The sequence below is a fragment of the Psychrobacillus mangrovi genome (assembly GCF_037104765.1).
Taxonomy (GTDB): domain Bacteria; phylum Bacillota; class Bacilli; order Bacillales_A; family Planococcaceae; genus Psychrobacillus; species Psychrobacillus mangrovi.
The window spans coordinates 500683-516639 of the sequence record NZ_JBAWSY010000002.1 but is presented as its reverse complement, the minus strand read 5'-3'; the positions used below and the strand labels follow the sequence as shown (position 1 = coordinate 516639).

General features: G+C 36.0%; 14 protein-coding genes. 9 read left to right on the top strand and 5 right to left on the bottom strand.

Translation table 11 applies throughout. From position 1 onward, the window contains the following. Nucleotides 1-618: 618 nt before the first annotated feature. The 3 genes from WAX74_RS05550 to WAX74_RS05540 all read right to left on the bottom strand — a co-directional run bounded on the left by WAX74_RS05550 (nucleotide 619) and on the right by WAX74_RS05540 (nucleotide 2992). Entirely contained in the window at nucleotides 619-1716 is a 1098-nt protein-coding gene (locus tag WAX74_RS05550; RefSeq protein ID WP_336496665.1) for a hypothetical protein, read from the bottom strand. Between the two features lie 121 nt (nucleotides 1717-1837). Next, nucleotides 1838-2140, bottom strand: a complete 303-nt coding sequence (locus WAX74_RS05545) for a nucleotide pyrophosphohydrolase (protein WP_336496664.1) — start codon at nucleotides 2138-2140, stop codon at nucleotides 1838-1840. A gap of 9 nt (nucleotides 2141-2149) precedes the next feature. After that, nucleotides 2150-2992: a class I SAM-dependent methyltransferase gene (locus WAX74_RS05540; protein WP_336496663.1), complete on the bottom strand. Its 843-nt coding sequence runs from the start codon at nucleotides 2990-2992 to the stop codon at nucleotides 2150-2152. A 242-nt stretch (nucleotides 2993-3234) separates the two neighbouring features. Here WAX74_RS05540 and WAX74_RS05535 point away from each other — a divergent pair, with 242 nt between their 5' ends. Further along, nucleotides 3235-4230 carry a YecA family protein gene (locus WAX74_RS05535; protein WP_336496662.1) on the top strand — a complete coding sequence of 332 codons (996 nt, stop codon included), beginning with the start codon at nucleotides 3235-3237 and terminating at the stop codon, nucleotides 4228-4230. Nucleotides 4231-4287: 57 nt separating this feature from the next. On the opposite strand, the gene WAX74_RS05530 is transcribed toward WAX74_RS05535, so the two are convergent. Together WAX74_RS05530 and WAX74_RS05525 are read right to left on the bottom strand one after the other, a co-directional pair. Further along, entirely contained in the window at nucleotides 4288-7998 is a 3711-nt protein-coding gene (locus WAX74_RS05530) for a S8 family serine peptidase (protein ID WP_336496743.1), read from the bottom strand. A gap of 249 nt (nucleotides 7999-8247) precedes the next feature. Beyond that, complete coding sequence (locus tag WAX74_RS05525; protein ID WP_336496661.1) at nucleotides 8248-8433, bottom strand: hypothetical protein; 186 nt, start codon at nucleotides 8431-8433, stop codon at nucleotides 8248-8250. A gap of 145 nt (nucleotides 8434-8578) precedes the next feature. Here WAX74_RS05525 and WAX74_RS05520 point away from each other — a divergent pair, with 145 nt between their 5' ends. From WAX74_RS05520 to WAX74_RS05485, 8 genes are all read left to right on the top strand, one after another. Further along, nucleotides 8579-8800 (top strand): hypothetical protein, encoded by a 222-nt coding sequence (locus WAX74_RS05520; protein WP_336496660.1) that lies wholly within the window; start codon nucleotides 8579-8581, stop codon nucleotides 8798-8800. Between the two features lie 73 nt (nucleotides 8801-8873). Then, a complete protein-coding gene (locus WAX74_RS05515) occupies nucleotides 8874-9308 on the top strand; it encodes a YusW family protein (protein ID WP_336496659.1) in 435 nt (144 codons plus the stop codon). 461 nt (nucleotides 9309-9769) lie between these two features. Continuing rightward, complete coding sequence (locus tag WAX74_RS05510; protein ID WP_336496658.1) at nucleotides 9770-10117, top strand: PadR family transcriptional regulator; 348 nt, start codon at nucleotides 9770-9772, stop codon at nucleotides 10115-10117. Beyond that, nucleotides 10104-11099 (top strand): HAAS signaling domain-containing protein, encoded by a 996-nt coding sequence (locus WAX74_RS05505; RefSeq protein WP_336496657.1) that lies wholly within the window; start codon nucleotides 10104-10106, stop codon nucleotides 11097-11099. The genes WAX74_RS05510 and WAX74_RS05505 overlap by 14 nt, the downstream gene beginning before the upstream one ends. Nucleotides 11100-11547: 448 nt before the next feature. Next, nucleotides 11548-12381, top strand: a complete 834-nt coding sequence (locus WAX74_RS05500; protein ID WP_336496656.1) for a general stress protein — start codon at nucleotides 11548-11550, stop codon at nucleotides 12379-12381. 101 nt (nucleotides 12382-12482) lie between these two features. Further along, complete coding sequence (locus WAX74_RS05495; protein WP_336496655.1) at nucleotides 12483-13394, top strand: exonuclease domain-containing protein; 912 nt, start codon at nucleotides 12483-12485, stop codon at nucleotides 13392-13394. A 185-nt stretch (nucleotides 13395-13579) separates the two neighbouring features. After that, nucleotides 13580-14485 (top strand): LysR family transcriptional regulator, encoded by a 906-nt coding sequence (locus tag WAX74_RS05490; RefSeq protein ID WP_336496654.1) that lies wholly within the window; start codon nucleotides 13580-13582, stop codon nucleotides 14483-14485. A gap of 137 nt (nucleotides 14486-14622) precedes the next feature. Beyond that, nucleotides 14623-15951 carry an LLM class flavin-dependent oxidoreductase gene (locus WAX74_RS05485; protein ID WP_336496653.1) on the top strand — a complete coding sequence of 443 codons (1329 nt, stop codon included), beginning with the start codon at nucleotides 14623-14625 and terminating at the stop codon, nucleotides 15949-15951. The last annotated feature ends 6 nt before the right edge of the window (nucleotides 15952-15957 follow it).

The following is a 15957-nucleotide window of genomic DNA, read 5'->3' as shown; positions in this document are numbered from 1 at the left end:
ATTGTATTTATTCATAAAACCTTCTTAAACTTCATTGTTCATGTGTAGATCGTATGGCAAAAGCCCCCTTATCTAGCAACAATACAAAAATAATTCCTCCATATGAGAGAATAGAAAGTTCTAAGGTATGAACTACCAACAGTCATAAATACAATTACTTCTCAGGTTAAAATAGAAGTGTTTGAAGGAATGTATTCAGGATGGGCCCACGTAAGGAGGACAGGGAGGGATGAAGGAGCGACTCATTCTGGGCAGGCTAATGCGTAGCGTGCGGCAAGGCGCGAATGCGTGTGTATACTATTGAGAAGAAATCTACGTAGATTCAATTATTGTTATAATCCTGAAAAGAGGAAGTAAGTTTACAGCTTTCATTGAATAGTATCCATTTCATAGGATGTGCGCCTTACAGGCTGCAAGAGCGCGAAGAATGAGATCCCCGTAAAGGATGTGGGAGCGACAAAGGAGCGACTCATCCTGCGGAGGCTCATGCGAAGCGTGCGGCAAGCTCACATCCGATTCTATTCTAAGTAGTGAAACACACATCAGTAATAACAGAGGCATTCATAAAAAAACTGCAGCACTCGTATTTCAACAAGTATCGCTGCAGTAGTTAATATATTATTCTACTTCTTCAAAATCAGATTCATCAAATGAATCGAGGTATTTCCAGTTACCAGCTTCATCTTTTTCTAAAATGTAATAAGCAGTATATTCAAATGAATCATTTTCATCCATAATTACTTTTTGATCATGAATAACGAATGCAGTACCTTCTAGAATATATTGAACTTCCAAACCTAATGTCTCGTATTTTATGTCATAGTCTTGGAAGGTAGATCCAATTAATTCACTTAGAGTTTCATAGCCAGGGTATTCTTCACTATATAAACTAAGTGTTGCTTCAAGGTTTTCTTCATTTGCGTATTCATCGGATTTTTTGAAGAACTCAATAATCTCGCTCTCTTGCGCTAGAAAGCTGGAATCATTTCTTATCACTTCATAATAAGTTTCATAAAGTTCGTTTATGATAGCTTCTTCTTCAATTGCATCGAGTAAGTCAAAGAACCCAATAACTTGTGTTTCAACTGTTTGTTGATCAGCATTTTCAGCAATCATTCTATCTAATGCATCCAAATGCATTTTTGTAGTAATAACATATTTAGATGACTGAAGTGCCTTTTCGCCTGGAGTTTTGTATTTAACTAATATTGCATCTCTTGTTGACTTTCCATAAACACGGTAAAGTAAAATCGCTTGTTTGCGTATCTCACTAGATAATTCATGGTAGCTTTTTTCAGTTGCATCAGCTGTTGGGTTTGCTGCAAATAGGGTGTTAAATTTATTTGTTTTATCCACTATTTTCTTACCAGAAGTAATTGCATCAATATATCCCATTGCACGGGTATAGTGAATGCCAACGTTACTTTCTAAACGCTTCTTTAAATCCTCTTTCTTTTGACCACTTAATTGATCTAGTTCCTTCTTAGCGTTTAAATAAGCATTTTTTGTGTCGTTAAAGATTTTCATATCAGGATTTTTAATTTCTTTCGTTAGCTCATAAGAAATTTGCCATTTTAAAGCTCCAGCATGTTGTTCTGCAATTTTCACTAATGATTCAGCTTTTGACAGTGAAGCGGCTTCGGCAGAAGTGAGTGGAGCAACAAAATATGCAACCACTAATAAGGCAGTTAATAAAATAGATAATAATTTCTTCATAGGTATTCTCCTAAATTTATTAGTCTTACAAAATTTTGGTCAAGTAAGCCATATATAGGATATTTCATTGTAAATGTTTATTCTAGTGAATAACGATGGTAACAGAACCATATAAAGTAAATTACAAGTTTGTTGGGATAGGATATTTTACTGCATTTTTCTTTAATTTTTGTTGGACTGCTTCTTTAAGGTCAATGTCTAACACATTCGCCAGTTGTAAGAGGTAAATAAAAACGTCTGCTGCCTCTTCAACTATTGCTTGTTTGTCTTTTTGAATAGCTTCTTCAGAGGAAATCCATTGAAAATGCTCTAATAATTCACTTGCTTCTAAGGAAACAGAGATTGCTAGGCTACGGGCATCATGATTTCCACCCCAACCCCGATCCTCATTAAATTTTAGTATCTCTTCGGTAAGTTCTTTCATTTTACTTCCTCACTTTGCTATAAAGGTATATGTAAACAATGAATTTACATCGTCTTGATTGCTTACAGCTTCTAATAAATTCACTTCGGATTGAATCAGAGACTTTAACTTTGCAGGTAAATCAACAGATTGTATTTCTTTTTTATAATCAGATAAGACAAATTCCATTTCCCATTTGCCATCTTGAAGTTGTGAAGAGTCAATAATTGCATCTCCTATTACTTCCCAGCCAGCTCTTTCTGCGATGTCTTGCATATCTTTTGGCGTGAACAGTGTACGAATATTTGATAAGCTACTCTCTTTAAAACATTCATATTGAGCTTGAATCAACACCGATAGGAAGTGGGGGAGCTGTTCATTTTTCTGAATTCTTGTGTCCCATTCTGCGAAGCATAATGTTTTTCCCCATTTTTTAATTTTCTTCAAAATATTAAACAGCTCTTCTGGTGATTTCAAATACCAGGAGCAGTGAGAAAAAACTATATAATCAAAATAACCTTCCGGAAAATTCACGTCGTTTGATAAGACATCTGTTTCAAAGTCTACCTTAATTCGATTGCCTATAGAAGATTTCATTATAAAATTAATAGAATCGCCTAAAGTAACTGGACTTCCGTAATGAGGGGAGGCGATATCTATTGCGTGTACAAGACCCTCATCCCCTACGAGATATGCTATTACTGAGGTTGTATCCCCCTGACCACAGCCAATTTCAAGTACTTTGCTACCGCTTTTAATATTCCAAAACTGTGCAAGCTTAAGCCGATGTTCTGTCTGTATTCTTTGAATAGTAGAATCAAATTCGTTAGCAGGCATGCACTTTAAGATGTCTTCTATTATTTGAGTATCCATTTTTCATCCCCTTTTAGAAATATATTATACCTATAAGTAGATTTTGGAAAATGGTTTGTAAAAAAGAAGTATGTTTGCTCTGTCTCCTGAATAAGTAAGGGGAGTAAGTCCGCCTGATGCATATTTCAAATAGTTAATATATTTTTATTGTGTGATATATGCACCAAGTCGTTCGTTCCTTATGTTTTTATTAGTATTATGATAGACTGAAACGATGTAAATTAGTAAAAGGACGTGTTTTAATGGTAGGACGAAATGAACCCTGTCCATGTGGTAGTGGAAAGAAGTATAAAAAATGTTGTGAATCCAAAGAGACGACTACAATAGAAGAAGTTCAATCAGAAGAATTGGAACGCATATTACAGACGTTTTATGAGGAATACCCTGAAAGAAAAGACTTACCTGAATACTTAGAGCTTGTAAAAACATGGAGTGATCCTTTAAAAAAATATTTGGAACGTGAAATGATCGAAGCGATTGTACTAGATGAATTCTTTTTCCAACACAGACCAGACATTTGGAGAGACTATTTAGAAAAGCAGCAGAAGAAAGTTGTGCGACCTTCGACCTTAGAAGTCTTAAAGATGTGGGACGGACCTCGAGTGTATATAGGTGAAGTAGAAGAAGTGGAAGAAAGTTATTTAACTGTAAAAAACATTTTTACCAAAGAAATCATCCAACTGAGACGTGAAAGTGAAAAACCTGTACCAGTCGGAATGCATGTATATTGTTTTGTATTACCCGATGGAACGACGGAAAACCACTTTTTAGCTATTTCCAGCTTAATCTTCTTCCCAACAGATCATAAGAGTGTGTTTGAATCATTAGTGAAACAATACGAGGAGCAACAAGAGCTATCACCACAAGATTTTCTAAAAGAAAATGGCCAAACGATTTGGCGTTTACTTGGTGAAAATGGTTACGAGGGTGGGGAATATACGCATTTTGAAGCAGGGGTACTACAGGTCGCTATCGATTTCTTAAAGGAAAATAATCGGGCGTATGAAGACTTATTAGAAATTGTGGAAGATTATTTATTTGAACAGCAACCGAATGCTCGTAAAGAAGTAGCTATTGCGGCAGGTGCTATCCGATTTGGGCAAGAAAATGGACTTTTTGAACCTTTAAATTTGACGGTGAAAGAAATCGCTGAGAATTTTCAAGTATCGACTTCATCTTTAAATAAGTACTATCATGAGTTAAACGGTTATTATGAATCTATGAAAGTATCGAAATAAGTGATGAATAAATGAAAAAGGGTTGTCCAAATTGTTATTGGACAACCCTTTTCTTATTTAATTTTTATCTTTTCCTTTTGGTGGTTTTGTTTCTTTTACTTCTTGCTTCGTAACAGTAATATTTTGTACTGATTCGTTACCGGCTAAGTCCACCACTTTTAGTTGAAAATTATTCTTACCTGGTTCTAATGGAAGTTCTACATCTACCGTATGATTGTAGCCTTTCATAGCATATGGTTCAGAAAGTGGATTATAGAATACTTCACTTCCATTCAAGTACAGACGAACCTCATCAAAGTTATCACCAACTTGAACTTGTATTGTTGGATTAGGATCTTCTGCTTTAACATTATTAGGTAATGATTTTTTCGCTGCTTGTACAGTTGGTTTTTGTGTGTCTACAATAATTTTTCTAGAAATAGCCATTTTATTATCAAATGCATCAATTGCTTCTACATTTACATCGTGTACACCACTTTTGAATGTTAATGTGTGTGAGAAAGCTTTACCATCAAATGATTTTGCAGCTACTCCATTTACTTTTAGAGATTTAATAGCAGAATCATCTTCTACTGTACCTTCTACAACTATCGTAGAAGTATTATATGTTCCCAGCGTCTCTGGTGATTGAATATAAATTACAGGAGCTTTTGTTTCTGTTGCATTTGCGATTGAAGCCTCTTTCGTAGTCACATTACCTGCGATATCCCAAACTTTAACTGACAATTTATCCCCAGGCTTAGCTTGTTCCACTACATAAGAATCAAGAGTTGCTGCTTCTGTTACTTCCTGATCATTTACATAAACTTCTACTCGATCAATACCAACGCCGATATCGCTTGCATTAGCAATCGCTAACGTTTTTGTAGCTGGATCGAATGTTACATCAACAGAAGGAGCTTTTGTATCAACGATGATTGGGTATTCAATCGATTGCCATTGTGCACCTTCGAAATCAATAAGCCCTCTAAGTTGAATTTTGTATTGTCCATCAGCAGCTTTTTTACCGTTGATTAAACCATCCCATCCATAGACTGGATTAAATGTGTATGGTGCTCTAGTAGCTGAGTCAATATAATGCTTCGTCAAGTATTTTTCCGTACGGATCGTACGAAGCTTCTTTCCATTTGCATCTAGAATATTGACTTCAAAGTTTTTAGCATTACGTAGTAATGAATAAACAGGAATAGCTTTATCTAAAGTTCCATCTCCATTTGGTGAAAATGCAAATTTAGTAGGGTCAAAATCATTGCTTAGGGACGAACCATTAATAAAGTTGCCTTGTTCATCAGCTAGAGCTTGGTAACCCCAGTAAGTTAAATCTTCCCATGCAAACTGATCGAAGACTGGTGCATCATCCCATGAACCATTAAACCCAAAGAAAGGTACTGTTAATGGTACATTTCCTGAAGTTTCTTCGTTAGGGTCAACTAGCTTAACAAATCCATCGATGAAATAACCATTTGTGAAATACTCACGTAACCATTCAGAGCCGGAAGCGTCTACAGCTACATTAATTGTTGACTCCCCGTTAGCTGGAATCGTCACAGTTGCAGGTACAGAAATTGTTGCATCTGTTTCGTCCAACACATATGATCCATAAGCAGCATTATTTGGAATTGTAACGAAATTAGCGCCAGCATTTACTGGGCGGTCCACTTGCAACTGAACATTCACATCATATGTTTTTTGTTCATTACTAAAGTTTTTAGCCTTTAATGAAAAGTTAAATTGGCCACCATTTATTTCTTTTAAAGCAACTTTTGCTTCACCAGTTGAAGCATTTGTTACCATTACATCCGTTTCCAGTGCATTAGCAAGCTGCATAATCCCAGCACCTTGACGACGTGGAGATACATATTCACCTGCTTTAAGTTCTACTGGTTTTGCAGTGTTCATCATTAAGTTTTTAGCAAATTGAACACGAGCAGCTCCAGTAAGACCGAATTCTTCATTAACTCTTTCTAGCACTAGTGCAGTTCCGCCCGCTACGTGTGGAGCAGCCATGGATGTACCACTCATTAATCCATATTCATTGTCATTCAATGTAGAGAAAATATTTCCACCAGGTGCAGTAATTTCTGGTTTGAAATCTAAGTTTGGAGTTGGACCCCATGATGTAAAGGAACTCATTTTACCTTTTTCAGGATTTGGCGTATTAATATATTTTCCATCAAACGCAACCGTTACTTTTTTTCCAGCATCTAAACCGGCTTTCATAGCAAGACCATCTGCTTGAAGTGTAGACATATATGGAATTTTGATAGAAGGATCTGATGCCATATTAATCGTACCTGCCGCATTATTGTAAACAATTACACCTGAGGCACCTGCTGCTTGAGCATTTAAACCTTTTTCAACAAATGAGATACTGCCACGAGAGACTAAAGCAAATTTCCCTTTTAAATCTTTACCTGTAAAGTCTTGAGGTGTTCCTAATCCAGCAAATACAACTTCATAGGAATCTTGTGGAAGTTCGCTAGGATCTTGATCGTTAGCTAATAAAAATAAGGAACGACCAGATTCAGTACCATCGAAAGAATATTTAAAGCTTGATGCTGTAATAGAATCATTCTCAAAGGAAGCAACTCCAAAAGAATCTTCAGAAACAGAAGGGGAGCCAGTTAATCCATAGTCTTGGTTATCTGCGTAAGGATACCAAGTACCTGAGCCAAACATATCTGAGTTACCAGCAGAAATCGCTACTAACAAACCATTTTCTTGTGCACGAGTCACAGCCTGTTGCTCTGGACTGCTATTATCTACATAGCCAGCTGTAGAACCAAGAGACATATTTAATACGTCCGCTCCTAGCTTGATCGCATCATCCATTGCTTTTACGTATATATCCCCATAAGTAGAAGGGAACAATGGGTCATTTCCGAATACCTTTAAAGCAAGCAATTGTGCTTCGGGAGCCACACCCTTAATTCCACCGTTTTCTTCGTCACCATTTGCTCCTACAGTACCTGAAACGTGCATGCCATGCATAGAAGCATCTGGGCCAATATCACGAATCTCTGTGTTCCCATCCATATAGTTATAGCCAAAAGGAACTTTTGATGTGAAATATTGTCCTGGTTCAATAGAACCTTCTGTTAATAGTGTACTAACCTCCGAGGATGTAATATCTCCTGAGGAATTGTCGGATAAAATCATATCGCGGTGACTTGGATCAATCCCAGTATCGATAACTCCCACAACCATACCTTCACCCTTGAAAGAGTATTTTTCCCATGCTAATTGGGCTTGTACTAATTCTTTTGAATGAATCATTTGTGGTTCAATACTAGGTCGCTCGTATTCTGTTGTTTCATAGACAGCTTTGACGCCTTCCAATAAACCGATGGCAGCGACATCTCTTGCTTCTACTTCAGCAGAGAATCCATTAAACACTGCTGTAAATTCTTCTTTAAATTGTATATTGGTAGAAATCTTTTTTACTTTTTCTTTAACATTCTTTTGATTAGTTTCAATCGCTGATTCTACTGATTTCCTTTGGGATTTTGGTAGGTCCTTGTAAAGCACCCCTTTGTTCGTTGCAGTTTCAATCGCAGGCGCTTGTTCCAATTCGACAATAACTCGAACCTTTTCTTTTGGATTTTCAGGAGCTAATAGATGTTGTGGTACTTTCGGTGTTGATTTTTGTACTTGAATAGAAGTGAGCTGTTTTTCTAGCTGTTTTGCTGCTACTGGAGCGGGTGCACCAAATGACGCGGTGCTAAGTGCCAATGTAGTAGCTAGAGCAATAATTGTCCCTTTTCTCATTTTCCCCAATGTTGTATCCTCCCCAAATGTGGTTCATTAAATAGACTAAGTTCCTACTTAGAAACTCGTTCTATTACTATGACAATAGAAATTTAACATATATTCAGAAGATTTAAAATCCTACTTAGGGCTGACAAAAAATAGAATTAGAGGGAAAATAGACATATAATAATGATGAATTAGGAGCTAAAATACAATTTTTCTGCATAAAAAGACACTGATACCTTTTCAGATACCAGTGCTTTTAAATTACTGACCTAATATACTATTAAACAATCCCTTTTTGGAAGCTGTATTAGAGTTACTTGTACCTCTAATTGGGGTGTTGGTAAAACTATTAAATTGTTTCGTCAGTTTATCGCGCGATTCTTTATTCCTCATTAAAAATGCTGCTCCCAAACCAAGTGCCGTCAATGCCATCGTATTCTTTTTCATATTAATTGCTCCTTTCATAATTATTTTGTTAATAAATACGTTCCCCAAATTTAAATTAGTAAACTTTAATTCATGTTCCATAATGTTTAGTAGAGGTAAAAAAGGTTATACAATTAATAACAAATTTATAAAGGGAGCGAGATATATGACGAAAAAATCATCTGAGGATCGTGAGCGCAAAGAGGGTCGTAGATTGGATAACCCGGATTTAGTAGACACAGATAAAGAAAGTATTTTCGATAGAGATGAAGATATGCAAAATGTTGATCCAATACCTGTAGAAGAGTTAAATGAAAAGGTAAAAGATGAAAAAGATCATCGTGCAACAAAATCTACCTCTTCTAGTGAAAAGCGTTATCCTGATTAAACGTTTATCCTTTTATCCTTCTGGATAACCTAAATTGAGAACGTAATTTAGGAATAGGGGAGGAGATTTAATCATGAAGAAAAAGTATGTACTCTTTGGAAGTTCGATACTATCGATGGCACTGTTACTAGGAGCTTGTGGGGAGAACGAAGAAATGGAAAATGCACCAGATGCAGATACTGCCCAGAGTGAATTTGGATTCCAAGCTTTTGATTTAGATATTGATACTGCCGAACACAAAGATGCCATTGATGCCTCGTTTGATATTGATGTTTCGGAAACGGAAGCTGAATATGAAAATAAATTGGAATCAAAAAAATTGGCTGGCGATGAGGCATACGAGGCGTTGAAACCAATATTTAAAGACCTTGCGTTGACAAAAGATATGAATAAAGAAGAGACTATTGAAAAAGTATCAAAAGCATTTGGAGTAGAGGACTATACAGAATTTGAATTAGAAATCGAATTTTCAGATGGAGACACACAAGAATTTTCAGATAGTAAATAAGAATAAAGAATGCCAATTCATAATTTACTTGAATTGGTCAGACTGTAGACAAGCTCGAATTTATTCTTAAATAGGGTAGGTTTTCCGAAGCTTACTGCTCGCTTTCCGCGGGCGAGCGCCGAGCCTCCTCGTCGTTACTCTCCTGGGGGGTCTCGTCTGTCTCGCTTTCCCGCAGGAGTCGAGCGGACGCTTCTCCAAACCAATAAAATGCTTTCTAATTATTATTTCTAATACTCAGGAAGAATAATCTTGAGGGAATAGAAAATGATCACAAAAAATCAACATAATGAACAAGACCAATTAGATAACGCCTTTTGTCACAAATCTGGCCAATTCATAATTAACTTTATGAATTGGTTTTTTTATTGTAAAAAAAGCATTGTTGCGTGTATCACAATAGTGTACGATGCATAGTATAAGTATATAGTGTACAACACACAGTATAAGAGGTGGAAATAAGGATGAGCAATTTACTGAATTCTTTCATTACAGAATTAAGAAGAGGAACACTGACTTTAGCTGTACTAAGTCAACTACGTGTTCCTCAGTATGGATACTCACTTGTCCAAATATTGGAGAAGTCAAACATTGTGATAGATCAAAGTACTCTATATCCATTACTTCGTCGCTTGGAAAAACAAGATTTAGTAGTCAGTAGCTGGGACACTACTGAAAGTAGACCTCGTAAGTATTACGTATTGAGTGAATATGGTAAGGAAATTTTAGAACAGTTAATGAAAGAATGGGAAAAAACATCAAGGGAGCTTTATATATTATTGAAGGGAGAAGAAGGGGATGCACCTAATTGATATTTATATTCAGGAAGTAACGCGCAGACTTCCTGAAAAGAACCAGGATATTGCACTTGAGCTACGTTCGACAATTGAGGATATGTTACCTGAAAACTATACAGAGCTAGATGTAAAGGAAATCTTAACAAAGCTAGGTAATCCAGTTACTCTTGCTAGTGGTTATTTAGATAGACCTATGCATTTGATAGGTCCGATATATTTTGATGCATATGTAACTTTATTGAAAATGATTTTGCCGATTATGACTGTTATTGTTCTTGTAATAGTGAGTATTGAAAATATTTTATCCTTTAAGGGGAATGAAGCGATAATTGATATACTTCTCGATATTATGGGAGAGGGAATTTGGGGAGTTATTAATGCGGCAATTCAAACTTTCTTTTGGATAACATTAGTATTTGCGGTATTAGAGAGAACTGATATATCAAAAGAGAGCGTATCGCTAAACACAGGGTTTAAGAAATGGACCCCAGATGACTTAAAAGAAATTCCTGTCATTTCAAAGAAAAGGAAAATTTCCAATGTAGAGATATTTGGAAGTATCGTTATGATCGCAATTTTTACGGTTGTTTATTTCAATGCGGTTCATTTAGTTGGGGTGTATGAAAATGTTCAGGGTGAGCTGCAATTTGTAACGCCTTTCTTTAATCAAGAGGTCTTGCAATCTTATTGGTTCATTGTAGTTTTGGCAATTGTAGTAGAAATGTTTTTAGTATTTTACAAGTTTATGGGTGGTCAATGGACTAAAAAGGTAGCAATCCTAAATTTAATAAGGAATATAGTATCTACCATTGTTTGTATTATTATCTTCACGAACTCGCATTTGATAAATGAAAATTTCATCACCTATTTTGAGGAATTGTTTAATATTACAATGGATATCAAAGGACCTTTCATGGTAGGAATTATTCTGTTGTTTGTCGTCTTTGCAGTAATTGATGTTATCCAAGGATTTCGAAAAGCTTATACTAAGGGCTAAGGAGAAAGAGGGTCTATTCAAAAAAATAGTAGGCAATTTCTTAATTGAGTAGAAGGAAAGCGACCGAAATTGCATCTTCGGGAGCTTAAAAATGTATAGGACAGTATCTTTTTCTCCATTACCCACAAAAATATTAATCAGTTTCCAAAAGTTGCAGGAGGGCGTCGGAAAGACGAACTCCACAAGATTACCGAAAAAAGAAGGGATGGTCGTGACGGTAGTCACGACCATCCCTTCAAAAATAATCCACGGTAACGATGTAGCCAAAGTCTGTCCTAAGCGCTTCGGAAACGATTGAAAACAGATTCTGCTTTTTACTCAATTAATTGATGCAATAAGCATTTTTTCTTATTTCATATATTACAGGTCGATTAAATTTTCTATAAAAAGGTTTTTTTCAATGATGAGGGGGTAGAGGATACTTAAGACAACAAAAGGAGGAAACACAATGAACATTGAATCAAATCGACGAATTGAAATAGCTCGTTCAGAAGAAGAGATGTATGAAAAGTTGGAACTCCTACAAGAACAAGGATACGCAGAAAGTGACATTCATGTAATTTCAAGAGAAAGTACACACCTTAGCACACTAAATCGTCATTCAGAGGTCTCTACTCATGAAGCGGGCACATTTGTGGATAAATTTAAATCATGGTTCACTGGTGAAGATGCCGTGACAGAAGGACTACGCAAATTGGATTTAAATGAACATGAAACAGATCGCTATGCAAAAGAAGTGGCGGGTGGAAGCATCGTGCTCTATACGGACGTCTTAACGCATGCGGATGATGTAAATTTCGAAAATAGACAAGATGATACTGAATATACAGATACAGTTGGAACAAGTGTTGTTCAATCTCGCTTTACAGAAACAGAAGAACCGATTAGTGATTATTCGAAAGAACAAGGCTTCACAGCATCTACCAATAAATTTGTAAATGAAACAGATGGACGTTTTGATGAACCTCAAGATCGATTTGTTCGAGGAGAATCATTTGCAACCGATCCTTATTTAACAAAAGATGAAGATCATATTGGACATTCGATGCAAGAGGATAGAATCGTACGTGATAAACGGCCCGACTTTAATGGAAGTCTGACAAATGCAGAAAAAAATTATGGAAACCAATCGCCAGGTGCGGATCCAAATTTAGGTCCTGCTGCGTTTGGAGATGAATTAGTAGAGGAAGAAGAAAATCGTCACACGCCAGAACAATACGAGGAAAAATTGGAGAGAGAAAGACGACTCGATGAAATGCCTCCAATGAATCGATTATATTAAAATAAAAAGAGTGCCCCTTGCCACAATTGCAAGGGGTTTTAAGTGTGTAGTAGATTATGAGATAATACTAAGTAAGTAAAGCGTTAAAAAGGAGGGAAAGCATGGACTTCGTAGCAATTGATTTTGAAACAGCAAATAGTTTTCGTACAAGCGTTTGTTCTATTGGAATTGTGCAAGTGAAAAATGGAGAAATTAAAGAAGAAATACATACTCTTATTAATCCATTAAGTGAGTTTAATTATTACAATACAAAAATACATGGAATTACAGAAGATATGGTCATTAGTGCACCAACATTTGAAGAATATTGGCCGAGTTTTAAAGAATTCGTAGATAATCAAATGATTATAGCGCACAATGCTAGTTTTGACATTAGTGTTTTGCGTGCTTCTTTAAATAACTTTCATGAATCATATCCTAACTTCCAATATGGTTGTTCCTACCAAATCGCCAAAAAAGTTTGGCCGAATTTATATAATCATAAATTATCTACAGTTTCGAATTATTTAGGTATTAGCCTAAGGCATCATGATGCCTTAGAAGATGCACGAGCAGCGGCACTAATAACGCTTGAGGCTCTTCAGAAAACACAGACAAACTCTATTCAAGATCTTTCAAAGTTACATAAATTAAAAATAGGTACCCCTATGCCTACGAATAAACCAGTATCTCGTCCAAAAAAACATAATGGGGATACCTTGATTCAATCCCTTGTAACTGAAATCAGTCCTAGTAGAAAGCACCCACTTTATGGAGCAAATGTTGTATTTACAGGTAGAATGATTTCGATGACAAGAGTTCAAGCCGCTCAACTAGCAGTTAACTGTGGCGCCAACTGCAAGGGTAGTGTAGATAACAATACAAATGTTTTGGTCGTTGGAGACAACGATTTAGTAAAGTATGTGCAAGGTGTTAAAAGCACGAAAATGAAAAAGGCTGAAGAGATGATCCGTCAAGGTCTGCCAATAGAAATTGTTGGAGAACAAGATTTTTTAAGATTAGTAAAAGTATAATTTCTTAATGGTCCAGTCAGGTGTAATTATGACTGGGCTATTATTTTTTTTAAAATAATACTTTACCAGTAGGAATACTTATAATAGTATATATAGAAAGATTTATTAAACAATTTCTTAAAAGCTTCTGTTCGCTTGAATGTGTTCAGAGGTTTTTTGCATAAAGCGGAAAAGAGGGATAGTGGATGAATATTGACAATTTGGAAGCATTTATGTATGTAGTGCAATTAAAAAGTATTCATAAAGCTGCGAACGCATTGTTTTTGTCCCAACCAACTGTAACAGCAAGGATTAAAACGTTAGAAAGAGAGTTAAATACAGAATTATTTTCACGTCAAGGTAGAGGAATAACGCTCACAGAACAAGGAAGAGCATTCATTCCTTATGCGGAACAAATTATCCAAACGTATAAAGAAGGTAAAAAGCTAATGAAGGACAGTAATGAGCAGGAGGAAATTGCGATTGGTGCTAACGTAATTACCTCGCAGTACTTTATACCTTTTGCTTTGCCAATGTGGAAAAAAGAAAACCTTGATGTTCGATTCAAATTCGTTTCCGGAACAAATGATATGTTATTAGAAAAACTTCTACAGGGACAAATAGACTTAGCTTTTATTAGAGATTTATCGCATGATAATTTGCAAAGACGTGAGGTACTAGATAATACGGTAAAACTTGTCGTTTACCCGGGACATCCCTTGCTACAGGAAAACGAAATAACAGCGAAACGATTGGCTGAAGAACCAATGGTGTTTTTTGAATGTGGGGCTTTTGATTGGAATCGTGTACATAAGCTGTTTGAGGTAGAAAAAGTTGAGCCTAACATTGAATTTCAAGTAGATCATTTAGAAGTAGCTAAGTCCATTATAAAAAGTCAATGTGCAATAGGATTCCTACCATATTTGTGTATTAAAAATGAGTTGTTCGATGGGGAGTTAATGGAAGTAGATGTTTCGCATTTAATTCAAATTAAACAACATATCTTTCTTGCATATACCAAGCAAGAAGCATTAAATCAAATTTGGAGTGTTATTGAGTCTTCTTTAACAACATTTAAACAGATTGATAAAAATTTTCTATCTATACAATAAATTTTTCTATCAAGGGAAGTATTGCTTTTAGGTAATTAAAGGTGTTAGGATAAGACTCATTACAAATGACAGATTATTCATATTAGTTAACTAGGTATAATTTTTTGAAAAATAATCTTGGAATGGGAGGAATAAAAATGACGAATGGTCGAAAGATCAAGTTTGGTGCAATTATTCATGGAGTTGGCGGAAACATTTCTGGTTGGAGACATCCCGAAGTTCAAACAAATGCCAGCGTTTCTTTTGATTTTTATAAACAACAAGCACAAAAGGCGGAGGAAGGTAAGTTTGACTTAGTATTTATTGCGGATGGATTATTTATAAATGAAAAATCAATTCCTCATTTTTTAAATCGTTTTGAACCTTTGACCATACTATCTGCCTTGGCAGCCGTAACCTCTCATATCGGTCTTGTTGGTACTGTTTCTACTTCATACAGTGAGCCATTTACAATCGCTCGCCAATTTGCTTCCCTTGATCAAATTAGCGGTGGTCGTGCTGGATGGAATTTGGTTACTACTCCCTTAGAAAGCACTGCTCTAAACTACAATAAAACAATTGAACAGCATCCCGATCATGCAACTCGATACAAAATTGCGGAAGAGTATTTAGATGTAACAAGAGGTCTTTGGGACTCTTGGGAAGATGATGCGTTCATAGGTGATAAAGAAAATGATATATTCTTTGATCCATCTAAATTACATCAATTAAACCACAAAGGTGAATATTTTTCTGTACAAGGTCCTTTAAATGTAGGTCGCTCTAAACAGGGGCAACCGGTTGTATTCCAAGCAGGATCTTCAGGGCCAGGAAAAACAATAGCAGCTAAAGGGGCAGATGCCATATTTACGGCTCATAACTCACTTGAATCGGCGCAAGACTTTTACCAAGATGTCAAAAACCAAGCTGCAGGTTTTGGACGTAATCCCAACCAATTGAATATTTTTCCGGGTATTTCGCCGATTATTGGTGATACAGAAGAAGAAGCAGAAAGAAAATATGAAGAAGTAGCTAATTTAGTATCGATTGATAAAGCTTTGGCATATTTAGGTCGATACTTTGAACACCATGATTTCTCCCAATATTCAGTTGACGAGTTATTTCCGGACTTAGGTGATTTGGGTAAGAATAGCTTCCAAAGTCATACAGACCGTATTAAACGGGAGGCAAAAGAACAAAACCTAACACTTCGCCAAGTTGCCTTAAGAGAAGCTACACCTCGATCAGAGTTTATCGGTACACCAGAAAAGATTGCAGATTTGGTACAGAAATGGTTTGAAGAACGCGGCGCAGATGGTTTTATTGTAGCAGTGCAAGCTCCACATACATTAGAAGATTTTGTTGATAAAGTTGTCCCGATTTTACAGAAACGTGGTCTATACCGCGAGGAATATGAAGCAGATACTCTTAGAGGTAATTTAGGACTTCCTTTTTTAGAAAGTCGTTATTCCAAACAAATGGTTTAATTTTTT